General features: G+C 66.5%; 26 protein-coding genes. 14 read left to right on the top strand and 12 right to left on the bottom strand.

The window, feature by feature from the left end; translation table 11 throughout:
• The first annotated feature begins 36 nt into the window (after positions 1 to 36).
• From IPI67_26065 to IPI67_26030, 8 genes are all read left to right on the top strand, one after another.
• On the top strand, positions 37 to 2,943 hold the full coding sequence (locus IPI67_26065; GenBank protein MBK7583647.1) for an OmcA/MtrC family decaheme c-type cytochrome: 2,907 nt from the start codon (positions 37 to 39) through the stop codon (positions 2,941 to 2,943).
• 99 nt (positions 2,944 to 3,042) lie between these two features.
• Complete coding sequence (locus IPI67_26060; GenBank protein ID MBK7583646.1) at positions 3,043 to 3,858, top strand: SDR family oxidoreductase; 816 nt, start codon at positions 3,043 to 3,045, stop codon at positions 3,856 to 3,858.
• Between the two features lie 38 nt (positions 3,859 to 3,896).
• Complete coding sequence (locus tag IPI67_26055) at positions 3,897 to 4,457, top strand: hypothetical protein (GenBank protein ID MBK7583645.1); 561 nt, start codon at positions 3,897 to 3,899, stop codon at positions 4,455 to 4,457.
• Positions 4,454 to 5,104 carry an SRPBCC family protein gene (locus tag IPI67_26050; GenBank protein MBK7583644.1) on the top strand — a complete coding sequence of 217 codons (651 nt, stop codon included), beginning with the start codon at positions 4,454 to 4,456 and terminating at the stop codon, positions 5,102 to 5,104. The genes IPI67_26055 and IPI67_26050 overlap by 4 nt, the downstream gene beginning before the upstream one ends.
• A gap of 2 nt (positions 5,105 to 5,106) precedes the next feature.
• On the top strand, positions 5,107 to 5,934 hold the full coding sequence (locus IPI67_26045) for a TOMM precursor leader peptide-binding protein (GenBank protein ID MBK7583643.1): 828 nt from the start codon (positions 5,107 to 5,109) through the stop codon (positions 5,932 to 5,934).
• A complete protein-coding gene (locus IPI67_26040; protein MBK7583642.1) occupies positions 5,931 to 7,175 on the top strand; it encodes a YcaO-like family protein in 1,245 nt (414 codons plus the stop codon). Before IPI67_26045 ends, IPI67_26040 begins: the two co-directional genes overlap by 4 nt.
• A 2-nt stretch (positions 7,176 to 7,177) precedes the next feature.
• Positions 7,178 to 7,894, top strand: coding sequence for a SagB/ThcOx family dehydrogenase (locus tag IPI67_26035; protein ID MBK7583641.1), 717 nt, complete (start codon positions 7,178 to 7,180; stop codon positions 7,892 to 7,894).
• 156 nt (positions 7,895 to 8,050) lie between these two features.
• Complete coding sequence (locus IPI67_26030; GenBank protein MBK7583640.1) at positions 8,051 to 8,701, top strand: hypothetical protein; 651 nt, start codon at positions 8,051 to 8,053, stop codon at positions 8,699 to 8,701.
• Between the two features lie 36 nt (positions 8,702 to 8,737).
• Here the strand turns inward: IPI67_26030 and IPI67_26025 are convergent, their stop codons facing one another.
• The 4 genes from IPI67_26025 to IPI67_26010 are packed head-to-tail and all read right to left on the bottom strand — an operon-like array spanning position 8,738 to position 11,956.
• The gene (locus IPI67_26025) at positions 8,738 to 9,700 is read right to left on the bottom strand and encodes a 4Fe-4S dicluster domain-containing protein (protein MBK7583639.1); all 963 of its coding nucleotides are present in this window, start codon (positions 9,698 to 9,700) and stop codon (positions 8,738 to 8,740) included.
• Positions 9,700 to 10,260 (bottom strand): hypothetical protein, encoded by a 561-nt coding sequence (locus tag IPI67_26020; protein MBK7583638.1) that lies wholly within the window; start codon positions 10,258 to 10,260, stop codon positions 9,700 to 9,702. The genes IPI67_26025 and IPI67_26020 overlap by 1 nt, the downstream gene beginning before the upstream one ends.
• A gap of 3 nt (positions 10,261 to 10,263) precedes the next feature.
• Positions 10,264 to 11,472, bottom strand: coding sequence for a polysulfide reductase NrfD (nrfD, locus tag IPI67_26015; protein ID MBK7583637.1), 1,209 nt, complete (start codon positions 11,470 to 11,472; stop codon positions 10,264 to 10,266).
• A gap of 4 nt (positions 11,473 to 11,476) precedes the next feature.
• Positions 11,477 to 11,956, bottom strand: coding sequence for a DUF1232 domain-containing protein (locus tag IPI67_26010; protein MBK7583636.1), 480 nt, complete (start codon positions 11,954 to 11,956; stop codon positions 11,477 to 11,479).
• A 574-nt stretch (positions 11,957 to 12,530) separates the two neighbouring features.
• Here IPI67_26010 and IPI67_26005 point away from each other — a divergent pair.
• Both IPI67_26005 and IPI67_26000 read left to right on the top strand, forming a co-directional pair.
• Positions 12,531 to 14,159, top strand: coding sequence for a hypothetical protein (locus tag IPI67_26005; protein MBK7583635.1), 1,629 nt, complete (start codon positions 12,531 to 12,533; stop codon positions 14,157 to 14,159).
• Positions 14,137 to 15,477 (top strand): sigma-54-dependent Fis family transcriptional regulator, encoded by a 1,341-nt coding sequence (locus tag IPI67_26000; protein ID MBK7583634.1) that lies wholly within the window; start codon positions 14,137 to 14,139, stop codon positions 15,475 to 15,477. Before IPI67_26005 ends, IPI67_26000 begins: the two co-directional genes overlap by 23 nt.
• A gap of 17 nt (positions 15,478 to 15,494) precedes the next feature.
• Here the strand turns inward: IPI67_26000 and IPI67_25995 are convergent, their stop codons facing one another.
• The gene (locus IPI67_25995; GenBank protein ID MBK7583633.1) at positions 15,495 to 16,310 is read right to left on the bottom strand and encodes a hypothetical protein; all 816 of its coding nucleotides are present in this window, start codon (positions 16,308 to 16,310) and stop codon (positions 15,495 to 15,497) included.
• 446 nt (positions 16,311 to 16,756) lie between these two features.
• On the opposite strand from IPI67_25995, the gene IPI67_25990 reads away from it, so the two are divergent.
• On the top strand, positions 16,757 to 17,221 hold the full coding sequence (locus tag IPI67_25990) for a hypothetical protein (GenBank protein ID MBK7583632.1): 465 nt from the start codon (positions 16,757 to 16,759) through the stop codon (positions 17,219 to 17,221).
• On the top strand, positions 17,211 to 17,924 hold the full coding sequence (locus tag IPI67_25985; protein ID MBK7583631.1) for a hypothetical protein: 714 nt from the start codon (positions 17,211 to 17,213) through the stop codon (positions 17,922 to 17,924). The genes IPI67_25990 and IPI67_25985 overlap by 11 nt, the downstream gene beginning before the upstream one ends.
• Before the next feature lie 25 nt (positions 17,925 to 17,949).
• Here IPI67_25985 and IPI67_25980 read toward each other — a convergent pair whose 3' ends face one another.
• The 4 genes from IPI67_25980 to IPI67_25965 form a co-directional block, all read right to left on the bottom strand.
• On the bottom strand, positions 17,950 to 19,050 hold the full coding sequence (locus tag IPI67_25980) for a hypothetical protein (protein MBK7583630.1): 1,101 nt from the start codon (positions 19,048 to 19,050) through the stop codon (positions 17,950 to 17,952).
• A gap of 178 nt (positions 19,051 to 19,228) precedes the next feature.
• The gene (locus IPI67_25975) at positions 19,229 to 20,518 is read right to left on the bottom strand and encodes a hypothetical protein (protein MBK7583629.1); all 1,290 of its coding nucleotides are present in this window, start codon (positions 20,516 to 20,518) and stop codon (positions 19,229 to 19,231) included.
• 115 nt (positions 20,519 to 20,633) lie between these two features.
• Entirely contained in the window at positions 20,634 to 20,954 is a 321-nt protein-coding gene (locus tag IPI67_25970) for a hypothetical protein (protein ID MBK7583628.1), read from the bottom strand.
• 11 nt (positions 20,955 to 20,965) lie between these two features.
• Entirely contained in the window at positions 20,966 to 21,256 is a 291-nt protein-coding gene (locus IPI67_25965) for a hypothetical protein (protein ID MBK7583627.1), read from the bottom strand.
• 182 nt (positions 21,257 to 21,438) lie between these two features.
• Here IPI67_25965 and IPI67_25960 point away from each other — a divergent pair, with 182 nt between their 5' ends.
• On the top strand, positions 21,439 to 23,511 hold the full coding sequence (locus IPI67_25960; protein MBK7583626.1) for a hypothetical protein: 2,073 nt from the start codon (positions 21,439 to 21,441) through the stop codon (positions 23,509 to 23,511).
• A 17-nt stretch (positions 23,512 to 23,528) separates the two neighbouring features.
• Here IPI67_25960 and IPI67_25955 read toward each other — a convergent pair whose 3' ends face one another.
• Complete coding sequence (locus tag IPI67_25955) at positions 23,529 to 24,740, bottom strand: hypothetical protein (protein MBK7583625.1); 1,212 nt, start codon at positions 24,738 to 24,740, stop codon at positions 23,529 to 23,531.
• A 101-nt stretch (positions 24,741 to 24,841) separates the two neighbouring features.
• On the opposite strand from IPI67_25955, the gene IPI67_25950 reads away from it, so the two are divergent.
• Positions 24,842 to 25,303: a macro domain-containing protein gene (locus IPI67_25950; protein MBK7583624.1), complete on the top strand. Its 462-nt coding sequence runs from the start codon at positions 24,842 to 24,844 to the stop codon at positions 25,301 to 25,303.
• 56 nt (positions 25,304 to 25,359) lie between these two features.
• Here IPI67_25950 and IPI67_25945 read toward each other — a convergent pair whose 3' ends face one another.
• Together IPI67_25945 and IPI67_25940 are read right to left on the bottom strand one after the other, a co-directional pair.
• Positions 25,360 to 26,142 carry a hypothetical protein gene (locus tag IPI67_25945; protein MBK7583623.1) on the bottom strand — a complete coding sequence of 261 codons (783 nt, stop codon included), beginning with the start codon at positions 26,140 to 26,142 and terminating at the stop codon, positions 25,360 to 25,362.
• 338 nt (positions 26,143 to 26,480) lie between these two features.
• Positions 26,481 to 26,843 carry a hypothetical protein gene (locus IPI67_25940; protein ID MBK7583622.1) on the bottom strand — a complete coding sequence of 121 codons (363 nt, stop codon included), beginning with the start codon at positions 26,841 to 26,843 and terminating at the stop codon, positions 26,481 to 26,483.
• Positions 26,844 to 26,954 lie beyond the last annotated feature (111 nt).

Raw genomic sequence — 26,954 nt, 5'->3', positions numbered from 1 at the left:
CGGTTCAGGTGCGGGGGGTTACGGAGGATGACTACCATGTTGAGATTCCCGATTTGGGCCGCAGTCGCTTCAGGGCTTCTTGCGGCGGCTGCATGCAGCGGCGATGACGGTGCTGCGGGGCCCAAGGGCAAGGGCGAACCCTGCTCGGTCAAGAGCAATAACGACGGCACGTCGACCATCACGTGTCCGGACGGCACTTCGGTCACCGTGACCGGCGGCGGAAACGCCGAAGGTGGACCGCCCGGCCCGCCCGGCGAAGCGGGGCCGCCCGGTCCTGGGGGTGACGCGGGGGTTTCCTGCACCATCGTCGACAACAACGATGGCACCAAGACGATCACGTGCGACGACGGCACCAAGGTCACGGTTTCGGCCTCCCTCAAGGACTACAAGGTCCTGACCCCGGCCGAGCTGGCCGCCCTCGATCCCACCATGGTGATCACGGACGTGAAGTTCCCGGCCGATGGAAAACCGGTGATCACCGTCAAGATCACGGACCGCCTGGGCTTCGCGGTCAAAGGATTGGATTCGCTCACCACTGGCGCCGGCATCACGTGGCGCGCGTCCGTGCTCAAGCTCACGCCCAACGTGAACAACGCCGGCATCGACACCTGGGTGAGTTACAACGCTGCGAACAACAAGAGCTCTGCGAGCACCGAGAGCGCGGCCAACACGGCGACGCCCACGGCTACCCAGGGGACCCTGACCGACAACGGCGACGGTACCTATGCGTACACCTTCGCGAAGAACATCACTGACGAGGCCAACGCCGGCACCAAGTACGAAGCGGACAAGACTCACCGGGCCGTGATTCTCGCTTACAAGAGCGGTAACCCGTTCCGACCGATGGACGCCTGGAAGGACCTGGTTCCCCAGACCGGCGCCGACATGTCCGGCAAGAACGACAAGGTCAACGGCGACTCGTGCTTGAACTGCCACTCGGACTTCAAGGCACCAGCGAACGCCACGGCGGCCTTCCACGGCGGAACCCGCTACGAGGTGCACACCTGTGTGGCCTGCCACAACGACCAGCGTCGCTTCACCAGCAGTGGCGCCGCGGTGACCGAACCGACGATGACCGCCGGCTCGACGCCGGGCACCTTCAAGTGGACCGGGAACGCCAGCGTCATCAACGGCGAGGCCGTGCTCAACTTCCCGGTGTTCATCCACAAGATCCACATGGGTGAAGAACTCTCGCTCAAGCCTGATCGGGCCGGCGGTGGCGGCGGCTACGCAGCCGTTCAGTTCGACGAGGTGACCTTCCCGCAGGACATCCGGAACTGCCAGAAGTGCCACAACACCGTCGACAAGGCGGACAACTGGAAGACCGGCCTCAGCCGGCGCGCTTGCGGCTCTTGCCACGACAACGTCTCCTTCGAGGCGACCCCACCCCTTGGCCGTGTCGCCCACACCGGCGGCGCGTTCTCGGACGACACCGGTTGCGTGGGCTGTCACGGCCCGACGACAGCGAACTCGCCGGAGAAGAAGCACGAGCCGGTCGCCGCGCCGAACACCATCACCACCGGCACGCTCCCGACCTCGCCCGATGGCCAGTACAACATGAGCGGCTGGCAGGCGGGCGTGTCCTGCACGGTCGCCGCGCCGTGCACGTGCACCGCGGCGAATCCGTGTCTACCGAGCGCGAACAGCGCTGCGGCCTGGCTTGCTGCGACCGGCTACGTGCCCGCGGGTGCGGGCAAGATCACGTACGACGTGAAGGAGGTCAAGGTCGACGCAACGACCAAGAACCCGATGATCGTCTTCAAGCTGAAGAAGGACGGCACGGACGTAGACTTCGGTACCTACGACGCCACCACCAAGCCGGAGCTCATCACTGGCTTCGTGGGCTCGCCGAGCGCGTACTTTGCGTATGCTCTCCCGCAAGACGGCATCGCCAAGCCCGCGGACTTCAACGCCAGCACCAGCGCCTACATCAAGGGCGTCTGGAACGGCTCGAACGCCAACGCCACGCTGGTGAAAGACACCACGGACCCGACGTACTACGTGCTCACCATCACGAACGTTGTCCTGCCTTCGACCGCCGGCCTGTTGACGGGCGGCATCGGGTACACGTACAGCATGTCCAGCACGCAGCCGCTCACCCAGATCGACATCGCGAAGTACCCGTACAACGCGACGACGAAGATCGGCGGGCTCAGCGTGCCGGCGCCGAACGTCTGGAAGACGGCAACGGGCCACTCCGCTCGCCGCGCCATCGTCGAGACCGCCCGGTGCAACAAGTGCCACGACGGCCTTGGTGTCAGCCCGACGTTCCACTCGGGTCAACGCAACGACGCTCCGACGTGCTCGTTCTGTCACAACACCAACCGCGTCAACAGCGGCTGGGCGGTGAACGCGAAGGACGCCATCCACTCAATCCACGGAGGTGGCAAGCGCACGGTGCCGTTCACCTGGCACTTCGAGATCAAGGCCTGGGAGGTCACTTACCCCGGTGTCCTCAACACCTGCACCCAGTGCCACCTCGAAGGCACCTACGACCTGAGCGCCAGCGCTAGCCAGAATGCGCTGCCGAACATGCTGTACAGCACCGCCGCGACCGGCACTTACAAGTCGGCCCCGACGGCGCCCGCGACCATCGGACCGTTCCTGTCGCCGTACATCACGCCGGACACCGTCAACTACGGCGTGGGCTTCGCCACGTCCAACCAGACGTCGGGGACTCGCAACGGTGTGGCCTGCACCGTCGCTGCGCCGTGTGTGTGTTCGATCAACGCACCTTGTGATGCGGAGGGTACGACCCTGGTCAACTCCCCCATCACCGCGGCCTGCGGCGCCTGCCATGACACGGCCATCGCCAAGAAACACTTCGCGGACAACGGTGGCTCGTTCTACCAACCGCGGAGCGCGGCCCTCAACACCCAGGAGGCGTGCCTGATGTGCCACGGTCCCAGCAAGATCGCGGCGATTGCACAGGTCCACAAGTAATCGGTAACAATCGACATTGGTAGTCCCGCGAGGCACCGAGCAATCGGTGCCTCGCGCGTTTTGTCTTCCCGTGCCGTCGAGGCTAGCGGCAGGACCAGCATGGTGGAGCGGAGTTTCAAGGACAGCGTGATGGTCGTCACCGGCGCGGCCGGGGGGATCGGTCGGGCCATCGTGGAGCGTTTTGCCCGCGATGGAGCGCGCATTGCGGCGCTGGATCGCGACCGTGAGGGGCTGGCCCAGCTCGAAGCCGCCTTCGAGGGCCGCGGCATCGAGCTTCTGGCGCTGCCTGCGGACATCACCAGTCCCGGGGAGTGTCAGGACGCCGCTCGGCAGATCCTCGCGCGGTTCGGCCGCGTCGACGTGCTGGTGAACAACGCCGGGGTCGTGCACCGTTCGAGCTTTCGTGACACCGAGCTCGAGGTCTTCCGACGCGTGATGGAGGTGAACTTCTTCGGCTCGCTGACGGTGACCAAGGCCCTGCTCGACCCCCTGCTCGAGAGCCGAGGTTTGATCATCGTCGTGTCGAGCATCGCCGGGTTGTCGCCGCTCTACGGGCGGAGCGGTTATTCGGCCAGCAAACACGCGCTCCACGGACTGTTCGAGTCCTTGCGCTCCGAGCTGTCCGACACGGGAGTCGAGGTGCTCATGGTCTGCCCTTCGTTCACGCGCACGGCGTTCGAGCAGCGCGCGTTCGGCGCCCACGGAGAGGCGGTGCTGCGCGGTCGCTCACGGGTTGGGACCGAGGCCTCGCCAGACGACGTTGCCGACGCGATCTACGAGGCGGCCCGTCGCCGACAGCGGCTGTTGGTGCTGTCGCCCGTGGGCAAGCTGGCGGTGTGGCTCTCGCGCCTCACGCCGGCCCTGCACCAGCGCTTGATGGTGAAGCAGCTCAGCGACGAGCTCAACAAGAGCTAGCTTGACGGCCCCCGGGAACCGCCCTGAAACTCGCGAAGATGCCGGAGCCGGGAGCAAGCGGAGCCGCGCGGGTGCGCATCGAGCGGCTGCCGCCCGAGCGCCTCGAACGCTTCGTCGTCGTCGGCGGAATGTGCTGTTCGTCGTGTTGCTGCTGCTGTTGCTGCCTGCACACCTTGGGCGGTCTGGTGGGCGCCGCCATGGGGTCGGTCTGGGCGGTCGCGCCGAAGGCCGTAGAAGCGGGGTCCGCCGCGGGCGGGCAGCGGGCCGCGGCGGGCGAGGCGCGAAGCGGCGCGGCCATCACCGTGGCGGTCCACTGGACGGTCGTGGTTGCGCTCTCGGTGACCGCCTTCGTGCTCTGCTCGCTCGCCGACATGCGCGACGGGATCTGGATCGGCCTCGCTGCGGTCGTGCTGGGCATGCCAGTGTTCCAGGTCGCAGCGTTCTTCGTCGGGCTCGTGCTGGCTCCGCTCTTCCCGGTGCCGGACAAACTGGCGTCGGTGAAGGCGCTGGGGAAGATCGTGCTGGTGTCTTTCCTCGGATCCGTGGTGGGTGCGCTCTTGCTTGGCGCGGTCCTCGTCATGGTGCTATCAGCGTCATGACCGCCAGCGCATCAACAGGCGGGCCTGCGACGGGCAAGCGTTTGGCATGGTTTGCGTCGGCCGCGATGACGTTCGGGGTGCTGCTGATCTGCCTGGCCTTCGTGCGCCGCGGAACCGCTGCCAGTGGCTCTGCCAAGAATCCAAGCAGCGTGGCGGACGGAACCCTGTGCCAGCTGTTCGTCGACCCGGCTGGCAACCGACCCGTTCGTTGTGCGGCGGTGCTCGATGCCAAACCGGAAGCGGTGTGGCGGATCGTCACGGACTACGCGCGCTTCGGTGAGATCTTCGACTCGAAGCTCTGGCATGTCGCGGTGACCACGCACAGCGAGGACCCAGATGGCCGGCAGCATCTCGTTGGACGCGTCATTGCACCTTTCGCGGAGTACCCCTTCGACGTTCGCATCAAACACGAGGTGACGCCGGAACGCTCGGTTGCCTCGTGGGACGAGAACGACGGCGCGGGTAACACCACCCGTGGCAGCTGGACCGTCGCACCGCTCGACGGGGGGCGCACCCTGCTCGTGTATCAGCAGGAAGTACACGCGAAGCGGTCCCCCACGTTCATCATCAACAATCTGCTGTTGGCGCAGCTCGGCAGCGCAGTGCTTCGAGTCAGTCAGCGCGTCACACCCGCCGGCAAACCCTGACCATGCGCGAGCTCGGCGAGCTTCGCCTGCGCTTCAGCCTGCCCTTCGTCGTGTTGTCGGAGGCGGGCAGGGTCCGTTTGGTCGCAGGTGAAGACGTGCGTTATCTGCTCGAGGCTCCAGCGCTCGATGAATGGCTGCCCACGCTGCTCTCCGCCATGGATGGCCGCCGGACCACGGCGGAGCTCGTCGCGACGCTCTCGGCTGCCCAGCGCGACGAGGCCACGCAAGTACTCACCCGGCTATTGGCCGAGCGTGTGCTCACGCCGGCGGATGCCGAGACTGCCCACGAGCCTCAGCGGCGATCGCTCGCGATCGAGGGCGCGGGCGCGGTTCGGGAGGAGCTCGAAGGTGAGGCGAAGGCCGGCGAAGATCCGGGGGCGCCCGCGCTTCGAGTGCTGTGTCAGTCCGGGCTCGACTACGCCGCGTTGCTTGCGTTCAACGCCGACTGCCTGCGGGGTGGCGCACCGTTCCTGTGGGTGAGCACGGGCGCAGTTGCGCGCGGTTTCGTCAGCCCGTTGCTGTTGCCGGACGCGGGGCCTTGCCTGGCCTGCCTTTTGGCGGGGTTTCGCCGCCTGTCTCCGACACCGGAGATCTACGACGCGCTGGTCCGCCACGGATCTCGCGGGGAGCCCCTTCCCGCCGCTGACTTTCCGGCGCCCGGTGTCTCGATCTTGACCCAGCTCGTGTTGTGGAAGGCCGGCCTCGCGTGCGAGGCCATGCCGAGCGCAGCGCTGTACTCATTGCACGTGCTCGAGTGCGCCACACTCGAGGTGTCGTCGCATCGCCTCGCAGCCGATCCGGAGTGCGCGGCCTGCGGGGATCTTCGATGACGGCCGAGCGCGCCTGGTACGAGAGCCGCTACTCGGGCCTGTTCACGGCCTTTGGTCCACTCGACCCCCGACCGCACGATCCGGATGTGGTCATGTGGGCGGGTTCCCTCGGCCCGTCTGGCGCGCGTCACGAGGTCATCCACATCGGTGGCGCTGGCCTGACCGACGAGGCCGCTCGACTCGCGTGCGTCGGCGAGGCCATCGAGCGCTTTCACACCGCGCCGCTCCCGCGCGATCACGGTGTCGAGGCCAGCTTCGATGACTGGCCTCTCGCCGAGTCGGCGGTGGATCCCGAACACTGGGTGTTGTTTCTGCCAGAGCAGTACCCAATGGCTGGTTTTCCGTTCCTGCCGTTCTCGGGGCGCACACGCTGTCACTGGCAGGCATTTCGTGAAGCTGCGACCGGCCGTGCGCTGTGGGTTCCAGAAGACCTCGCCTACCTGCATCCACGCCCGGGTGGGCATCACGCCATCGCCGCGATGACCTCGACGGGCCTTTCGGCTGGCACAAATCCGGACCAGGTGCTCTTGCGCGGTGTACAAGAGGTCATCGAGCGCGACGCGGTGATGGGCGCGTGGTGGGAGCGGTATCCGCTCGAAGAGCACGCCCTGCGCGACGTGCTTGGCAGCTTCGAGCCCGGGATCGCCGAGCGCTTTTCGCGGCCCAACCTCGACTACCGCTTCTACCGCGTGCGCTCGCCGTTCAGTGACAACGTGACGATCGTGACGGTGTCCGGTGAAGACCACGAGGGCTTCGTGTTCAGCGCGGGGGCCGCCTGCCGCGAGCGGCTGAGGGACAGCTTCCTCAAAGCCATGACCGAGGCCGTACAAGGCAGGCACTACGCGCGCTGGGTCACCGGTACTGACTCGGAGAAGACGCCGGATCGCTTGCCAGAGAGCTTCGCCGAACACGCGCTCTATTACACCCGGCACCCCGAGACTCTCTCCCGGACCGCGCTCGCGCGTGCGCGGCCCGCACCGCCGGCATCCGAGGTAGCGTTCGAACACGAAGGCATGCCGCAGCTCCTCGATCGGCTCGGCGCCGACCACCCGGTGTTGTTCCGCCACGCCACGCCGGCCTTGGCCCTGGGGGCGGCGGGCGGATTCATCGTGCTCAAGGTGCTGGTCGTCGGCCTGCAACCACTGCACGGGGATCACCGGCTTGCCCATCTGGGTGGATCGCTGTGGGCTCCGCGTTCACTCTCCGACTGGGCTAGCGTGCCCCCTCATCCCTTCGCGTGACCATGACTCGACCCCTTGGCGTGCTCTCCTCGATCGAGCTCGATGCCACGAGCTTCCCCGAATTTCGCGACCGGATCTTGTCGGTCGAAGCTGATGGTGTGACCCACGAGCCCCGGAGTTACCCCGGCTATCCGCGGGTGCCCCTTCCGCGCTGCCGCCCGCGCTTGGGTGTGCGCTTGGATCGTGTGCTGGCGCGGCGCCGTTCGCGGCGCGAGCTCAGCGAAGAGCTACCGAGTGCAAAGACGCTCGCGCGAGTGCTCGAGCACGCACATGGTGTGAACACGGAGCGGGGTGGCGGGCCCACTCCGACCGCCGGTTCGCTCAACGCGCTCGAGCTCTTTCTGATCACTTTCGGCGACGGCTGGCTCGAGCCGGGTCACTATCACTACGACCGCGCACGGCACGAGCTGGCGCGGTTGCGTCCTGGGGCGACCCGTCAGGAGTGGGCGGCCCGTGTGCCGTCGGCCGGGCAGTTCACGGGTGGCGCCCTGCTCTGGGTGTTAGTCGGCGACGCCGCGCGGGCGGAGGACAAATACGGCACGCGGGCAGCGCGTTTCCTGCTGCTTGAAGCCGGCCACCTGATGCAAAACCTGTGTCTCCTGTCCGAAAGTGTCGGGCTCTCGACGCTGCCTCTCGGTGGGTTCTTCGAACGCGAGATCGGGCGCGCTTTGCCGGTCTCACCCGGCGACGTCGTGCTCTATGTCGGGGCGCTCGGGTAGTGCGAGCAGGCCGACTGCGCTCGCGGCGAATGAGCCTCCGTCGCCACATTCGGCTTGGTGTCGACAGGCACGGGCGTTGCAGCCGCGACAGCGGTGACTTCACTCCAACAGGCCAATCCTCCCGCGCGCTTCCTCGCATTCGTTGGCATTTGCGCAATGGCTGCGCAGTTGGGATGTGGGAAGAAGCCCGACCCTGCCGAAAATGCGGAACCGCGGGCCGCACCGACTTCCGCTGACGCCATTCCGACCGGTCCCGTAGCGGGAAGGATCGCCGGCAAGCCGTTCGCCTTGAAGGGCGCGCGTTACACGACGGACGTCCGGCCCGGACACGAGCATACCGACATCGTGCTCGCGGACACTGAGACTCGCGATCCATGTGGAGATCTCGGTCCCGGCCACGCGACCAGCGTGTGGCTGCGCTGGTCGGGCAGCGGCTTTCCGCCCGAAGGCGTCGCGCGCATCGGACCGAAGCAGCCGGGCGCATGGGAGGCGCACTACGAGGGCTATGACAGCGGCAAGTGGACGGGCAACGGAAATGCCTCGGTTCTGCTGTCCCTGCGCAGCACTCGCGCGGATCGCAAGCTAGAGGGCGACGTGTCGGCGTGTTTCGGCGACGGTTCAGACAGCTGTGTGGCCGGGAATTTCGTCGCGCGTTTTTGCCCCGTTCGCATGGACGCGCCCGTCCGCGGCGCATCGGCGCTCGAGCCGATGCCGGATGGAGGATGGGCACCGCCCGAGCCCGAGCAAAAGACTGCCCCTGCCCCGTCGGCGTCCGCCCTGCCGGGAGAAAATCTCCCACCGGGGTGATGTTCCCCAGCTCTCGTCTCCGCCCGCGAGCTCGGGTCAGCCGTAGAAGTAGTAGAAGCGGGGCAGGGTTCCGAGCTCTTCCTTCAGCACGAACACTCGCTTGCGCTCGAGGATGACCCGGATCTCGCCGGCGGGGTCCCGCATGTTGCCGAACTTTCGGGCCCCCGTAGGGCAGGCCTCCATGCAGGCGGGGTAACGACCAACTCGGGTGCGGTGGAGGCAGAACGTGCACTTTTCCACGGTGCCAACGGGGCGCAGCCGGTTCGAGAGGTAACCCTGGTCGGGGTTGATCCGGCTGGGACGGATGGTCGGTTCGGCGAAGTTGAAGCGGCGCCCGAAATATGGGCACGCCGCAATGCAGTAGCGGCAGCCGATGCACCAGTCGTAGTCCACGACAACGAGGCCATCGGGCTCTTTCCAGGTTGCGCCAACCGGACAGACCTTGGTGCACGGGGGGTTCTCGCAATGCTGACACTGAACCGGGAAGTAGACCTTGCCCGCCACGGGCACTTCCTCGTGGTTGTAGTAGTGGTTGCCAGTCTCGAGATCGATGGTGCCTCGGTCCATCTCGATCACCCGGATGTAACGGAACTTTGGCTCGTCGGGCAGGTTGTTTTCGCGCGCGCAAGCCTCGGCGCAGCGGCGGTTGCCGTTGCACAGCGACAGATCGAGCGCGTACGCGAACTCCACCCCATCCATTGGCTGGGGGTCGCCAATCTTCACCTTCACGCCGCTCCGCTTCATCACCTCCGCCTCGAGGCGGGCGAAGAGCTGCTTTTTGTCAGCCTCCGTCAGCTCCTTGTAGTGCGCGTGGAACTTCTGTTTGTCGCAGGCCGAGCTGGCCGCTGCGGCGGCCACCGCCAGAGCGCCTTGGGCCAGGAACGCGCGGCGTGAGCCCTTCTGTTTCAACCGAATTTGGACCAGTTGTTCGGTGCGCTGCCCCTCGCTCGGAGGGGCTTCGGCGCAAGGCGAGCAAGGTTTTTCGTCACACTTCGCCATCACAGGCTCCCGGCCTTCTCTGGTGGAACCGGTGAGGCCTCGGGCTCGAGCTTGCTGAATGGCGGATTGTGGGGGTTGTGGCACGCAGTGCACGAGCGCCGAGTCTGCGCTCCCGTCCAGTTGCCCATCGTCTTGCCGTGCACAGCTGTCTTCCAATCCCGCAACTTGTCGCCGTGGCAGGAGCCACATAGGAGATAAGCCTCGTCGAAAGTCACGAGCGAACCGTTGGCGATCACCAAGCGGTCGATGTTGCCCTCGGAGTGGCACTGGTAACACCACGCCTTCGAGTCGCCGTGGTGGAGTTCTTTGTTGCGGACGCTGTGGAAGTCCACGAGTTGACGCTGCACGGGGTTGACGGCGCGTTTCGAGTGGCACCTGGCCGAACACGGGTAGGTGGCCAGGTACTGCGTTCTGTGCTCGACCTGCACCGAGGCAGGGTCCGGATTCGTGCTCGCGATGTCCTCGCGATGACGCTCGGGCTGGTGACAAGCCGCGACGAAAGGCAGCCAGACGCCGAGGAGGGCGAGAGCGAGTGACAACTGAGTCAGGTGACGCACCATGCCTCACTCGTGTTGGATGAACTGGCCGGCCTTGATGAAGACCGGGATGCTGAATTTGGCTAGAAGTGTGTACACGAGCGCGCCGCTCGCCCAGATCCCAGCTGCAATGGCCAGCTCGACCTGGGACGGAACGTACTCGTAAATCTCACCCAAGGCGTCGGGGGTGAAGCCGGGTACGACCAGCCCGAGGCCCTTCTCGATGTAGACGCCGATCAGGATGAGCACGCAGCCGATGTTGAGGAAACGCTTGTTTTCTCGAGTCTTTCGGATGATGAACAGCGTCAGTGCGGTAGAGTTTAGCGCCAGCGCGCTCCACATCAGCGGAACCAGCGCATTGTGTCCGTGCAGCCCGAAGTAGAGGTACTGCATCGGCGCCATGTGCACGCTTTGGCCGTAGAATTCCTTGAAAGCTTCGGCCGCAAACAAGAACAGGTTGAAGGCCAGTGCATAGGAAACGAGCTCGGCGATCTTGAACAGCGCTCGCTCGTCGATGGCGATTCGGAACTGCTTGCCCACCACCTGCAGCACCAGGATCATGAGCGCAGGTCCCGAGCAAAACGCCGAGGCCAAGAAGCGCGGCGCCAGGATCGACGCGTTCCAGAACGGGCGTGCTACGAGCCCGTTGTAGAGGAATGCCGTGACGGTGTGGATGCCAACGGCCCAGGGGATGCTCAGAAGAATCAGGGGCAGGATGCGAGTGTACTTTTCCCCGTGTGCGACCTTGTAGAGGATGAAAAAGAACACGCTGGCGTTGATCACGAGGTAGCCGTTCAGCACCAGGATGTCCCAGGTGAGCAGCGACATCGGGAAGTTCGGTCGCCCGACGCCCGGAAGCAGGTGCCAGAGGTTCTGCGGGCTCCCGACGTCGACCGAGACGAACAGAATGCACATGACGATGGCGGTGATGGCCATCATCTCGCCCAAGAACGCGATCTCCTTGATCGGCTTGAAGTTGTAGACGTACGCCGGGATCACCAGCAGCACGGCGGCTGCCGCCACCCCGACGAGGAAAGTGAAGTTGGAGATGTAGAATCCCCAAGCCACTTGGTTGCGCATGTTGGTGACGACGAGGCCGTCCCTCAGCTGGATGGTGTAGGCCCAGATCCCGAGCCCAATCACGAGCGAGAGGAAGAGGATCCAGGTCTTGAAGCCCCGCCCGCCTCTGGGGACAGCTTTCGCAGCAGCGATGAAATCGGCGAGGCCACCTGACATTCAACTACCTTTTGGCGCGCGTCGAGCGCTCCAGATCCGAGATGAAGTCCTCGATGTTGTGTTGCAGATCGTTGCTCAAATATCCAAGGCAGTCCGCAGTGACTCTGCACACTGCCTCGGTCCGCGGCGCGAGCTCGATGCGGTGAAGCTGCCGAAGTCGCTCGAGCCCGAGCGCACAGATCAGCGCGTCGTCCACGCGGCCCAGCGCCAGGTCATCGCCGATCATGTCGAGTGGATTGCAGACGTAGCTGAGTAGCCCGCCCGCCATGCCGCGCACGGACTCGTTGTCCGTAGATTCCACGATCACCGTCTCGACTGCCCCGACAAGCTCGGGCAGGAGCAGCTGAATGAGGCCCAGACGCACGTGGTCTGCCGCAGAAGCGGCTGGGGCAATGCGACTGCCTGCCTCGAGTTGACCGTCGACGGAGCGCGCTTCGTACTCCCGCGCCATCATGCCCCGGAGCGCGGTGGACATCTCCGCCATTACTCGGTCTCCGTCCCTGGCGCGTCCCTGGCCGCGGGCTTCTGGGCTGCGTGCTGCCTGCCGATGCGAACCACCGCTGCGGCGCCGCCGACGGCAGCGACCAGCGCGGATTTTGCGCGAACCCAGCGCGGTTGATGGCCCCCTGCGGTCCAGATCCGTGTGAACGAGCAATAGAGAGTCCAACTGCCGGGACCGCCGTCGCCGCTCCGGCGATCGCGAGATATATCCATGCCTCCATCGTTCTCCCTCCTTCGTAAGCAGATGCTTTGCACGCGATATGCCAGCGCCCGCAGCGCGCTGCATCAGGCCCAACGCCTGAACGAGGAGCGGAGTCGCCCTTCGCCGCCGAGAGAAAATTCCTCGGCTGGGGAGATCCACCCCGGCGGGCGTGCTATCAATGGACTCGTCGGGGGAGGGGCAGACCGCAGGTCGTTCCAGACCCAGCGACTCCGCGCCAGTGGTTCGCAGTTCCGCGGGCCATCCATGGACCGGGAGGGATGTTTTGGGACCGAATCGCGACATCGCAGCGCTGTCGCGCGAACTGCTCAGGCTTTCGGCGCTCGATGCGCCGAGAATGGAATTCCTTGGCCTGGTGAGTGAATCCTTCATGGCTTTCAGCGAGGCCGACGCCGTGGACGTTTGTTTGCGTGAGCGCGACCGATTCTTCTGCGTCGGCGTCGTCGGGCCGCGCACTTTCGTTCCCGAAGGGAGCGCTGCCGAAGCCGTGAAGCCTCCTCGATTCGCTTCAGGATGCTGCAATGCGGCGGACGGGGTGCGCTGCCCTGCGCTACTCGAGGGTGGTCTCGCGTGCGTGCGGCCGCTGCTGTCCGCCCGCGGATCGCAAGTGCTCGGCGGCAAGCCGAGCGAGATCCGCCTCGCGGGCAGCAACGACGCCGCGTGCGAGGTGAAGTCGACAGTATTGAGCCCGTTTGCGGTGGGCGAAGGGGCTCAGGGGCTGATGATGCTTCGGACCAGCCGCTCGCAGTGGTTCACCGCCGAGCAGACTGAACTCTACGCGAGCCTCGCAGGTTTGTTGGGCGTTGCCGTCGCGCAACAGTCAGCGCAGCGGAAGGTTCAGGTCCGCGCGCGCGAGCTCGGGACGCTGTACCGAGTGGCGCGGCTGGTCAGCTTTCCAGACGCGACCCTCGAGCAGACACTGGACCGCGTCGCTCGGGCGCTGCCAAGCGGCTGCCCTGAGCCCGAGCACACGACGGCCCGCATCGTCATTGACGGGCAGACCTACGGCGCGGAAGAACGTCCGAGCGTGTCCAGCATGTCCTCCACCGTGTCCCGCGATGTCATGATCCGCGGAGAGAACCGAGGGTCCGTCCAGCTGGCGTTTACGTCCGACGCTGAACATGCGGCCGACGATGAGTCGCTCGCTTCCATTTCGCGCCTGCTTGCCGGGGTAGCCCGACAGATCACAACGCTGGTCTGCCGCCTGCAACTTCACGCCAGCAACGTGAGCTCGCAGCGACTGCTCCGCCATGCAGATCGCCTAGCGACGGTGGGCACGCTGGCGTCCGGGCTGGGGCACGAACTCACGGAGCCTCTCACGGCCATCGTGGGCTTTACGGAGCTGCTCCACAAAGACTCCAGCCTGTCAGAGCAAGCGAAGAAGGACCTCGATCGGATCGAATGCGCGTCCAAACACGCGCGCGAAATCGTGCGTCGCTTGATGCTGCTGGCTCGTCAGTCTCCCGCCGGGTGGCAGGAGCTGGAACCGAACCGCGTCGTGGAGGAAGCGCTCTCGTTCGTGGAGCAGCGCTGCATATCGCGGAGCGTCCAGGTGAGCTGCGCTCTAGACCCGGCAGTGCCGGTCATCGTCGGCGACCGCACCCAAATCTGTCAGGTGGTCGTGAACCTGGTGCGGAATGCGGTTCAGGCCATGCCGGACGGCGGGGAGTTGCAGGTCCAGACGCGCGCGGTCTGTTCGGGCCTCGTCATTTCGGTCAAGGACTGCGGCGTGGGAATGAGCGAGGAAGTGCGTGCGCGAGTCTTCGAGCCTTTCTTCACCACGAAGACTGCGCGCGAAGGCACAGGACTGGGGCTGGCGATCGTGCACGACATCGTGAGCTTGCACGGCGGGAGCATCGAAGTGGAGAGTGTGCCCGGGGCGGGCACGACCATCTCGGTAAGCCTGCCGCTCGCTCCGCCCGGCGCGACAACCAGAGGGGACGATGCCGGTGGACACCCCGCTTAAAGCAACGACGCTCGTCGTTGACGACAGCGAAGACTCTCGCGAGCTTGCCCGTCGCCATTTGAGTGCGCACGGGCACACGGTGCGAATCGCCGCGAGTGTCGAAGAAGCGGTCGAGCTGCTGGCCCTTGGACGCTTCGATCTGGTCGTCACGGACATGCGCATGCCCAACGCCAGCGGGCTCGAGCTCGTCCGCTACGTACACGAAAATTTCGCGGCCACCGCGGTCATGGTCATCACGGGCTTTCCCGACGTGGACAACGCAGTATCCGCAGTGAAGTTCGGGGCCGATGAGTACCTGGGCAAGCCGTACACGGAGCTGGAGCTGATCCAGGCGGCACAGCGCGCGCTGCGCGGCCTGACTCGCCGCGTGCTCGGCCTGGACGACGCGGTGCAAGCGAACGTGGCGAAGCACGGAATGATTGGCATCTCGCGGCCCATCCGCCAGGTGTTTGCCCAGATCAGCAGGGTCGCTGCCAGCAACGCGGGAGTGCTGCTGACCGGCGAGAGTGGAGTAGGCAAGGAGCTGGTCGCGCGGGCCATTCACGTCGAGAGTTCGCGGCGACAGGCGCCGCTGGTTCCGGTCAATTGTGGCGCCATTCCCCAAGAGCTCTTCGAGAGCGAGTTGTTCGGCCACGCGAGAGGGGCGTTCACGGGCGCAAACACCGACCACCCCGGGTTTTTTCAAGCAAGCGACGGTGGCACGTTGTTCTTGGACGAAGTCAGCGAGCTCGGACCGAAGCTCCAAGTGAAGCTCTTACGAGTGCTGCAAGACCGTCAGGTCTACATGCTCGGCGCAACACGCCCCCGCAAGGTGGACGTGCGAATCATTGCGGCCACGAGTCGTGATTTGGCCGCCATGATCAGCGAGGGCACCTTCCGAGAAGACCTGTTCTATCGATTGAGCGTCGTGACGATTGACGTCCCGCCGTTGCGCGAACGAGGCGACGATTTGATCTTACTCGCGCGCCACTTCCTTGCACGCTTCGCCGACGAGCAGGACCGACCCCCACCCGAACTGTCCGAACCAGCGATCTGCGCGATGGAGGCCCACTCTTGGCCCGGCAACGTGCGCGAGTTGGAGAACCTCATGCATCACCTGGTGGTGATGGCCGATCGAGGCCGCATCGATGTTGTGGATCTTCCACCGCACATGCGCCACCTGGCACCGGCCAGTGAGAGGACCCCTCGCGCCCTCGAGCAGGTCGAACGCGAGCACATCCAGAAGGTGCTCGACAGCGTCAGCGGTAATCGCACCCAAGCGGCACGTGTGCTGGGCATCGACCGCAAGACTCTGCGCGAAAAACTGAAGCCGCGATGAGCGAGCGTGGCAGCGAGCTAGGGAGTTTTCACGCCTTTTCCCGTCAAATGCCAGTTGCGGTCTTCGCTCGTCAGCTGCCAGGAGTTGATGTGCGGGAACTTCCCGCAAGCGGCCGTGGGACGCAAAAGCAGGGTCACGCTGCGACCCTCGCAGCTGAGCGCCGGCCCGCCTTTCGACCAATCGACCTCGTGTTTGACGCAATCGTCCTCACCGGTGCGCGGGTCCGCTGCGCGCGCCCGCGCTGCCTGGAGCGACTGGGTGTCTAGTTCGAGGTGTTCGCGGACTTCGATGAGATGCCTCGCGCTCTTCACTCGGCGCTCGCCGGGAGTTTCCCCGGCCCACTCGACGTCGAACGGGGGTCTTACGAGACCGCCCAACGACTTCTCGTCTCCCTTCTGGAGCTGTTTGCCGAGCGCTTCCAGGAAGCCGAACGTCGCGTCGGTGAGCGCTGCAATCGAGTCTTGCGGTGGCAGCACCGCAGGTGCATCCGCAGACTCGCAGGTAGCGACGTCTCCACCCAACCTCGCCTGAGTGGTTCGGCAGCTGAGAGCGCTCGGGTGGCTAGTCAAGATAACTGCTCTACTCGAGTAGCGCGTCCCGGAAATCGTATACGCCCACTCGAGGTCTCCGGACGGGAGTTCGAACGTCGTGCTTCGACCTCTGAGCACCCAGAAACAGCCCGCCACGCGCTCGCCAGCGGCGGTGAACTCGAACGAGAGGTCGACGCTCGACCCGTTCTCCACCACGAGGTTCCCCTTGCCGTGGGATGCGCGCGCGCCAGAGCAAGGAGGAAGGCCCAGAATGCCGACGAGCGCAGCGATCAGGATGCGCATTGTTCGGACCAGCGTGCCACGTCGAGCCCGGCCCGTCATCGGAGTGATGGCAATTTTTCGGAGAATGCCCGCAGCGCATGGCCGGAAATCCTTGCGCCCCTGCCGCGACCAAGGCCAGCGGCGCGGAGCAGTAGCGCTGGCTGCACGTCAGGTCACACGTGTTCGCGACCGTCGATTGCTTGGCGGGCAACCCCTGTTGCTTCGCGCTTGCCACGAAGACGAACGGCATGCCGCCCGCAGGGGACGGTTTCGGCCTGCGAGGCCCCGGCGGCGCGTATGCGGTAGAGCAACCAGGCATGGCGCCGCCAGCCGAGCAGTCCAGGCATTACCAACGAATGCAGTCAGAGAAACGCGTTCAGGTTGAGCTTTGACGGCGTGCAGAGCCGCAAGGAGTGCCCCTCCGCGGCTTGCTTGCCCGGTCTCCGCATCGGTCGTAGCCTCGACTTATGACTGGGAAGCTATCCCTGCTCACGCTGGTGATGCTGCTCGGTTGCAGCAGCAACACGACCAACCCGGGCGGCGGCGGCGGGGGGGGTGCTGCGGGCGGTGGCAGCGGAGGAAGCAGTGGTGCGGGCGCGGGCGGGGCTGGGGATGCCGCGGTCTGCGGAGATGGCGGAAACCTGTGCGGGTTCGACAAGACCAACTGCTGCAAGTGCTCGGCGCAACACTGCGCGGCAGCGCTGGAGGCTTGCCTGTGTGACGATGCGTGCGTGCTGGCGCTGGGCTGCGCCGTCACGTGTGGCGACGCCGGCGGCTGTGCGGACGCTTGCGGGCCCAAGCGAGTCTCTTCCTGGCCCTGCGCGTTTGCACCCAGACCGCGTGCAAGGATGATTGCCCGTGAGGCTCCCGCGCGGGGAGGACCTGTACCCGGGGACCGCACGGCTTTGCGAAAGGAAGACCATGTCACGTAGATCCACGAGCCTGTTCCTGGTTGGCGTTTTCGCGCTGGCTGCCTGCAGCAGCTCGTCGACCGCCGAGCCGAGCTCAGGAGGCGGGGGCGCGGGCGGCGCAGGGACGGGTGGAGTATCCACCGGGGGTAGCGCTGGCGTGTCGACCGGAGGCGGCGGCAGCGGAGGTGGCAGCGGCGGCAGCAACCTGGTCGACCGTTGTGACGCGACCTGCAACACGCTCGTGGCCGTCGGGTGCTCCAACGGGCTGACCAAGGCGGGCTGCATGGTCACCTGTAAGGCGCTGACGTCCTCGCCCAAGTGTGACCCCACCGGCAAGGCGTACTTCGACTGCGCCGACGGCAAGAAGGCGACCTGCAACGGCGCCGGCGATCCGGTGATCGTCGATTGCGCGATCGCCAACTTGAACGCCCTCAACTGCGCCGTCGGGGAGAACCCCAACCCCGCCATCGTGGGGCCCTGCGTCAGCTACTGTGATGCCGTGACGGCCAAGAGCTGCGCGAACAACCTCCCCAAAGCCGAGTGCAACACCAACTGCCAGTGGGCGGGAGCCACCGGGATCGGGTGCGACGACGAGTGGAAGAACTTCGTCACGTGCGCCAACGGCAAACCCATCACGTGTGTCGTTGGGTACGCGTTGTCGATCGGTTGCGGCGCCGAGTTCAAGGTCTACACGAACTGTATCAACGCCGCGAGCGCCGGCTGAGCGCCGCGCCGCTGTCATCGAGTCGTCAGAGCGGGTAGGGGGAAGCCCCGATCAAGTAGGTGTGCGAGGCGAGGGCGATCACGAAGATCGCCAAGCCGAGCAGCACCCGCCAGGCTCCGATCTCCGACAACCGGAGCTGGTTGCGCCCGCGCAAAATGGCGACAAAAGGCACGATCGACGTCACCCGTGCAAAGGCCTCCCAGGCCGCTCCGTGGGCCCGGCGTCGTCGACGCTCGATGTGCAAGGTCCCGACGATGGCGAGGAGCGAGATGCTGCCGAACAGGCACAGGGATGCAAAGTCGCCGTTGGGCGGCAGATGCACGAATCCCCAGAGGGCGTTGGCGACGTTGGCCGGATGCCGGGTGATGCGCAGGATGCCGGTCGCCGCATCCGGTTTTTCGAGCGCGGATTCTTGGCCGGCGCTGGCGGGGTTCTTCGTGGTGTAACCGGCGATCATGAGCACGAAGATCAGCGGCATGCTGACTAGTGGCACATGACGCGTCCAGGCCGGTGACGCCCACAGCTGCAGGTATGGCGCCGTGCTCCAGGCGTGCAGCAGCCAGCCGAACACCCCCAGGATCACCAGTGAGTACAGCCCCATGAACGCGTTGGCCCCGAGCTTCGACGTCGCGCGCGAGCGCAACGGGTGCGACGACATCCCGAGGTGCAGCACGACGAACGCGAGCGCTGCCAGGCCCAGGCTCAGCAGTGAGCCACGCGGCTTGGGTTTGGCGTTCTGAGACAGGTGGGTCAGCGCGGCGACGATCGCCCGAGAGTCGGCGTCGCTCAGCGCGAACTTCGGCATCACCCCGGCCGGGAAACCCTCTACGACGTCGGCATCCGGCTCCTTCAGTGAGCGCTCGACGTAGCTGGCATCCACGCTGACGACTCGCAGGCTCTCGCCGGTCTTGACCGAGCGGGAGCTCCCCCAGAGACCCAGGAGGGTTGGACCCACCTGGCGACTGCCATCCAGGGTGTGGCAAGCCAGGCAGCCCTGCGAGCGCAGCAGGCCCAAGCCCTGCTCGGCCTCGCGGCTCGGTGTCTGAGCCGAGCCGGAGCGTGAAACCGCAAACAGCGCGGCGGCGACTGAGAACGCGACTGCGAGCTTGGGTCGCGAGCTCAGCATCGATTCAGCTCCCGAGGCAACCCAGTGCCAGCTCGAGCTTGGCGGTGAAGTCAGCCTGGAGCTTGCTACACAACACGGCGGCGATCGGGGTCAGGGTCGAGCGGATGGACATGATCCAGCGCAGCGTACTCAGGCGTGGGCCGGCGCGCACCCGAGAAGCGTCGCCTGAGCTCGCGCGTCAGGGTGCCAGGCTCTGAAAGATCGCCTTCAGGTCTGCAACGGACTTCTGGGCGCCGGCCAGATTCGGTGCGAAGGGGGCGAAGTTGAAACACCACGTCGCGGGGGCGCCAGCAAAGCACTGGTTGTACACGGGCGAGTATTCGGCTGCGAACCCTACGGGGCTCTGCCGCAGCAGCCAGGACACCCGGAGCCGATCGGTCGAAGCCGTGATCGCCTTCGCCTGCTCGGTGGTCTCGCCGAAACCCGCCGTCACGGCGGCGTCGCGCAAGATGTCTTCGATGGTGTCGCCGGGGAACAGTGAGAGCGCGAGCTTCTCGGTGCCGGCGAGGGTGTTGTAGGTCGCCTGCACGGCGGAGAGCCCGACCTGCCAGGCGTGCTTCGGGTCGGGGCACAGCTCGAGCGGACCGATGTGTTGGTCCGGGGGGACGCTGCAGTTGGAATACGAGAGCGGATTGTTGACGTTGAGGACGCCCTCCTTCAGCGACCACCAGGTCACGTAGGCGCCCTTGTCGACGCGCTCGGCAGCCGTCCCCGGCAGCTTGGGCACGATCTCTCTTGCGATGTAGCGCACCCACAGCTCCTGCTCGCTGTCGAGCTTGACGCCGTTCACCGTCAGCGCCCCCGGGGGCGCACAGGCGACGCTGGTGTGCAGGGTGTACTTTGCATCCGCTGGCAACGAGTCTTTGAAGGCGCTAGAAACCACGTTCGCACCAGTCATGAACACCGACAGGTGCATGCGCGTGGACGCCGTCAGCTTCACCCCCAGCGAGTCCGGTCCGGGCGCTGGTGAGACTGCGGTGACTTGGAGCGCGCTGCTCGAGTAGGGGGTCCCGGAGTCGAAGACCGTGCTGCCCTGTTCGTCGTGCACGATGAGGGCGGGACCCCAGGAGCCCGCGGTGCGGGTGGCGGTGAGCGTGATTTCGACGCCGGCGGGCGCCAGGAGCAGCGCCCGATGGATGTTGTAGTTGCCGCTGGCGAAATTCTCTTGGATGAGCTTGTCGCCGCACGCGCCGAGCGTCGGCACATTCCAGCACGCCGCGCTGGCGCAGGGGTCGTACGCCGGTGGGGTCGGGCCTGAGTCGGGTGACACGCCGGTGTCTGGCGAGCCGTCGCCGTCGGACGATGACGCGTCGAGATTGGCGCCTGTGTCCCCCGCGGCATCTCCTTGCGCGCCACCCTGGCCGCCAGCGGCGTTACCGTCGCCGCTGTCGTCGCCACAGCCCGTGACCCACGTCGCACCCGACAACGCCGCGGTGAAGGCCGCGCTGAGCAGTCGACGGACGAACATGAGCGCTTCGAGAGTACGGCAGCGTCCAGCGATTGCAAGGCCGCGTGGCAGCTCACGGTCGCGGATCAGCGCCGCTCCAAACGATTCCCGTCCCGGGCTTGCGGCCTCGGTCGGCTCAGTTCTGCGCGCTCGACCCCTTGGCCGTGCAGACGATCAGCTGCATCAGACCCGCATCCGCGGCTGCTCGCTTGTCCGTGGTCTCCTGCTGCCGCTTGGCTTTGACGGCACGCTTCTGCTCCGCGGCGGCGGCGCTCCTTTTGTCCTTCACCTGCCGATAGAGCTCCCGCCGCTGCGCCTTCGCTGCCTCTTTCATGGCGAGCACCCGCGGGTCCTTCGCGCGCCGTTCCTTCGCTCTCTGGTACGCCTGCTGGCGCAACTCGCGAGCGAGCTCCTTGCGGGACAGCACTCGTCGTTCGTTCGCATCATCTTGCGACATGCTGGTTCCCTCTAGGCGTCGTCGTTCGCGTTCTGTTCTCGCATCGCCTCGCCAAGCGCCCGCTCGAGCACGTCGACCACCGGGCGGTCCATCGATTTGGCGCGGAGTCGCAGCCCGTCCCATTTGCCGTCGGCCAGCACCGTCCAGAGCCAACTTCCCGGTGCGCGGGTCGAGATGGCCACCGCGGAGCCGAAGCCCGTGTCGATCCGGTAGTCGACGCCTTCGATCTGGGCCTGAACGATGGGTGCCTCGTCGAAGTTGACGTTCCCGGCCGAGGCTGCGCGATCTTGCGTGATTGTCATGGTTTGTACTCTTTTTGGCACTGAGTATCAGTTCAGTATCACGAGAGTTTGGCTCGCGCAATCAGGAAGGTGCGGGCAGCCGTCCACGCTCGCCTGCAGCAACGCACTGACCCGTGTTCGCGCTTCGTTTCCAGCCGAGGGGCGCACTTCCGCGCAGACCAGAGTTGATACGCTGTCCCGGTATGCGCCGCTCAACGCTCGTCGTCGTGCTCATCGGGCTCGCAGCTGCCTGTGCGCCGGCGGCGACCCAGATCGCCCGGGACACGCAGCCTCCGCGCACAGGACCCGCGCCGGCCCCGCGCGGCGACGGGGTCGTCGAGCTCTCGTCCGGCGTGGGTGTCGTGTGCGCGCGCTACGCGGACGGGCAAGGGGTGTGTTTTTCCGCGAACCGAGGGGGTGCGCTCGATCTCGAGGCGCCCAAACCGCTCCCAACTCGAGGGCTCCGCGATCTCCAGGTCGTCGAAGGTCGTGTGTGGGTGAAGGACGCTCGGAGCCGCTGGACGTCTTCGGTGCTCGAGTCGCGGTTCGTCGACGCACCCGTCCCGCCTCTCGCGCCCGCGTCCTTGCATCTCGCCCACGATGGCCTCGCGTGCGGGCGGGGGGACGACGGGCGGGTTCGGTGCGACGTGCACTCCAAATGGAGGGCACCCGCGACGGCCGCCGACAAGATCCTACGCTTGGATTTTCCCGAGGCGGGCAAGGCCAGCACGCTGGCGCTCGCACGCATCGGCGGCGGGCAGTGGCTGTGTGGGCTGCTGGCCAACCGCGAGGTGGTGTGCTGGGGCATGAGCGGCGAGCGGGTTCGCGTCGCGAGCGGTGTGAAGGAGATCGCGGGCGGCGAGCGGTTGTGCGTGCACTTCGCTGACGGGAGGTTGGCCTGTGCTCGAGACGACGCCGACCCGAGCGCGAAGATGAACTGGGACGTCATCGCGACCCATCCGTCGCTCCTGAGCATGGGGGCAGGCCGCGAAATCGGCTGCGCGCAGCTCGCCAAGGATCACGTGGAGTGCTGGTGGTGGCGACAGAAGTACGATGACAACGCCGACGCCGGCACGCTCTACTCCGGTGAGCTTCGCGGACAGCCCACGAGAGTGTCGGGCCTCGAGAGTGTGGCGGCGCTCTCGGTCGGGGATTCCCACGCCTGCGCCCTCGAGTCGGCCGGCAAGGTCTCGTGTTGGGGTCGGGTGACCCCGACGCCGCCCGAGCAGCTCGTGTCTCGGCGCGTGTCGCTGACGCGCGCGACGGCGGTCGCCCTCGGTGGTCGGCATGCGTGTGCGATCCAGCACAGGAACGCCTGGTGCTGGGGCGACAACCAGGCTGGGCAGCTCGGGCGCTCGAAGAGCAGCGTGCGCGTGGTGGAGCCCGAGCCCATCGACGATCTTGGCCCCGTCGTCGAGCTGGCGCTCGGGGAGCGGCACACCTGTGTTCGGACCGAGCTGGGGGCAGTGCATTGTTTTGGTGATCCCAGCGGCGGTGCGCTGGGCCGCGCGGGGAACAAGAATGAGCTCATGACCCGCGTTGCGGGCGTCGACGGCGCAACACAGCTGGCCGCCCACGACGATGCGACCTGCGCTGTGATCCACGACGCCAAGGTGGTGTGTTGGGGCAAACTCGCCGGCGCCGGCGCGCCTCGACCGACCACCGAGATCGCTCAGCTCCGGGGTGCCTCCGAGGTTTCCATCGACGCCGACTCGGTCTGCGCTCGCATCGAACAGAAGGTCCTGTGTGTCGGGCGCCGCGCCGTGGGTGCAAAAAAGCCCGACGTGAGCCCCCGCGTGGCCCAGGGCGTCGCTCAGCTCTCCGGGCCTTGCCTCCGGATGAGCGACGGCCGTGTGACCTGCACGTCGCTCCATTCGTTCAAGGACTACGAAGACGTGGAGCGCTCACAGCGTATCGAGCAGGCCGTGCCGGAGCTCCAAGGGGCGACGAAGATCTGGACCGGAGCGTCGGCAGTGTGCGGGAGCCGCGCTGATGGAACGACGCGGTGCAAGACGGTCGTGCTCGAGACGCGGGATGAGCCGACGGCTCCGCCGCAGCCGCCATCGCCCACGAGCCCGCTCCAGCTCCCCGGCACGTTGCGAGACGTCGTGCATGTTGCGGTGGGGCCGCACCAGGTCTGCGCGGTGACCGGCGCGGGACAGCTTGTCTGCTCCGGTGGCTTCGACGCTCCGGAACCGGTGCCGTGGGCCGATTCCGAGTGGACGTGGACCGCGATGAAGGCGCGATTGCCCGATGTTGCGGGCAAGTCACGGTGAGAGCGGCGCGTGCGAGCTCACGGGGGGCAGGGCTGGTTGCGCAGGATGTGTGAGTACAAGACGGTCTTCTTGCCGGTCACGTACACGTAGTCTCCGAGTACCGCGTACGACGCTCCCTCCAGGTGATCCTGGCCCCAGCTGATGTCGATCTGGGCATCGGGCAGCGGCGGCTGCGCCTGGAACGGCGCGAGCGTACCCTGTGCGTCGATCCTTGCACCGAACACCTTGGCACCGCGGATCACGAACAGCGTGCCGTCGATGACGAACCAGTCGCCTCGCTCGTTGTCCGTGCCGCTGGGCAGTGTGCCAAGCTCGGTCCAGGGTTCGAAGGCTCCGCCCGCGACCACCTTCGCTCGCCAGTACTTCGAGCCGCCGCCCTCCCCGCTGAAGACGTAGCCGTAGTTGGCACCGGGAGGAGACCAAAACTGAGCGCGACCCGGGCGCGTCGCGGGGTGGTTGACGCCGGTCGAGGTGAACGTTGGCTGGAGCGGGACAGCGCTCCGGTAGACGTTGGGTTTGTAGGTGTAACCCGTGAAGCTGAAACCGCCGAGATGGATCACGGTCGAGCCGCCGCCTGAGAACGCCGCAAACACCGCGCTGTCCCAGACGTAGCGGTTGCCACCAAAGGCGGTGTCTGGATTCGCCTCTTTCAGCACGACGTCGCCGGTCATCTTGCCGTTGGAGTCCAGCGGGTAGCGGGCGATGTGGCCGTTGCGGAAGTGGTAGGGCTCCGTGCCGACCACGACGGCCGTGAAGCCGTGCGGGCCGCCACCGTGATCAGCGGAGGCGAGCTGAAATGCGCTCAGGCTGCCGTCGCTCGTTTGCTTGGCGGAGTAGAGCACTCGCTCTCCGGCGGAGGAGTCCATGGTGTGCACGTAGAAGAAGCCGGCGACACCGAAGGACGGCAGTGGGTGGGACACGTGTGCCGCGTCCGCGAAAGCCGCGCTGGATTTCCACGCCGACAGGTTCGTGCAGGCCCCGCCCGCCGTCGTGCCACCCGCTCCGCCGCTACTCGTTCCGCCACTGCTCGTTCCGCCACTCGGGCTGCCACCGCTGTTCGCGCCCGCGGCGGCGTCGGGCCAGCCGCCGTCCCCCACGACTCCGCCTGCTCCGCCCCCGGCGCCGGTGGACGCGCCGGAGCCGCCGACGACCTGGGTCGCATCGTCGGACGCGCAACCGGCGTGGCTCAGCGCTGCACACAGCGCCGCGATGGGCAACCCGGGTTTCACACCGCGAGGATAACGCGGACTGGCCGTCGCACGCTGCCGAGTTGCTCCGAACGGCAGGATTGATGGGCGGACGGCGCGTCCTTGGCGTACCTTGCGGCGCCATGCCCACCGTCTTCACCAAAGGGGATCTGTTCGCGACCGACGGGTTGTCTGCCTACGCCCAGGGTTGCAACGGCGCGGGCGTGATGGACAGCGGCGTCGGTGGGGTATTCAAGCGCAAGTGGCCGCGCATGTTCGAGGAGTACCAGCTGCGCTGCAGCGATGGGCGTTTTCATCTCGGCGACGTGTTCGTCTGGATCGAGGGTGACGAGACCATCTTCAACCTGTGTATCCAGGAGCACTGGAAGAAGAAGGCCAAGCTGGCGGCGCTCGTGCAAGCGCTGCGCAAGATGATCGAGCTCGCTCCGGGCTCCGGCATCGAGCGCATCGGGTTGCCCCGCATCGGGACGGGGCTGGGAGGTTTGGACTGGCCGCGCGTGAAGAAGGTGCTCAGCGAGATGGGGCAGGAGACGGCCGTCACACTCGTGGTGTTCGAGCAGTTCGAGCGGGCACCGGTGAGTTGACCCGGCGAGTCGGCGTGCGCTGCTACAGTCGCGAGTTTGGCGACAGCAGTGAGCGGTCACTTCGGCGGTTGAACCGTGGACACGATGCCGAGGTAGATGTCATCTGCTGCGAAGTCGTTGCCCGCAGCCACCGTGTTCGCGTTCACGAGCTTGAGCGTGACGGAGGTCGCCGATCCAGAGCTCCAGCTCGTCGTGAGGCCTTCCCAGACGCCGAGCTTCGACGAGGTCCGAGTGCCGAGCGGCTGATCGTTCGCGTAGAACGAGAGCTCTGACGGGCCGACTGGGTCGACACCGTTGCCGAGGCCCGAGGCGCAGCAGAGGTTCATCACGAAGGCTTCGAAGTAGTAGTTCGTGTTCGGCTGCACGGCGATGGGCGAAGTCGTGAACCAGACGCGGTCTGGCGTGGCCTTGCCGTTGCCGATGAACATCAGGCCGCTTCCGGTGGTGTGGTCGCCGGCAGTGACGAGCAGGCCATTGAAGGCTTGGGCGTTGGTGCCGACGGTGTACTGGCCCTCCATCGTGTTGGTCGTGGCGTAGGCGTAGTCCGAGCCGAAGAGCGTGTTGCCCTGCGTGAAGTCGCCGTTCGGGATCAGGTTCACCGCCACGGGCTTGCCGTCGGGCGGCGGCCCATCGCTCGGGGGCGAGGCGTCGATGAGCAGCGAGCCTCCGCTTCCGCCACTGCCCCCGGTGCTGGGCTTGCCCCCGCTGGACGCGCCCGTCCCGACCACGCCACCGGCAGGTCCCGCCGTTCCGTCGCTGTCACCGCCACCGCAGCTCTGGCCCGAGGCCGCGGCGAGCAACAAACACGAGCCGGCGATCGAACGCGCGAGTGGGTTCATCGGACCAGGGTAAGCCCTCACGGTAGGAAGCTTCAACTCCCCCGCTGCCAACGAAGTCGCCCTGGCGTCCGCGTGCCTGACTAGGGTCCGCCCTTGGCGGCAGTGGACCCGTCGCGCCCGAGCCGCCCATCGTCAGACCCGAAGCGGGCGGGGAGCTCGTGGGGAACATGAACGACGCCGAAAGCGCCGACCCTCGAGCCGCGAAGAGCTTGTCATGCCAAGTATCCTGGAGACGAGGCCCCCCCAATGCCGCGCCCACGCCGGACCTCGCCACCGGCAAAGCGGTGCCAGCTCGACACTGCAACCGCCAGTCCCCCCCCCGGGCTCTGGCAGCCCTCTCACCCCCGCACCCACCCCGCCCCCGCCAGCTCCCCCGCCAACGCCACCAAGGTCACCCGCGGATCACTCGTGCGCACCGTGGGCAGCGCGGCCAGCGGCGTCTTCTTGTCGACCATGCCGCGCAGCGCTTCGAGCGCGCGGCGCGTCTGGCCTTCGCGCGCGGTGTACGCGTTGCGATAGGCGCCGAGCGCGCCGGCCAGGTCGGGCTCGCTCGCGATCCGCGCCTCGAGCTCGCCGACCCACGTGGGCGCCTCACTGACCGCGCGGTTCAGCAAGACCGCCGACGCTTCCAGCGAACGCTCCCTGAGCTCCCCTAGGGTTGCCCCAACCCGCCGCCGCTTCGTGGCGTCGGTCTTCCCCATATTCGGGCTTTGCCCGAATGGGGAAGACGAGCGTCGTTCCGAGACTGATGTGCTCGTACGGTGTGGCGCCCGCAGCTCACGCAGCTCACGCGGCAGGGGGGACGCGAGGCA

This window comes from Myxococcales bacterium (assembly GCA_016706225.1).
In the GTDB taxonomy this organism is placed as follows: domain Bacteria; phylum Myxococcota_A; class Polyangia; order Polyangiales; family Polyangiaceae; genus JADJKB01.
The sequence above is the reverse complement of the archived record's forward strand: the minus strand, read 5'-3'. Positions and strand labels throughout refer to the sequence as shown.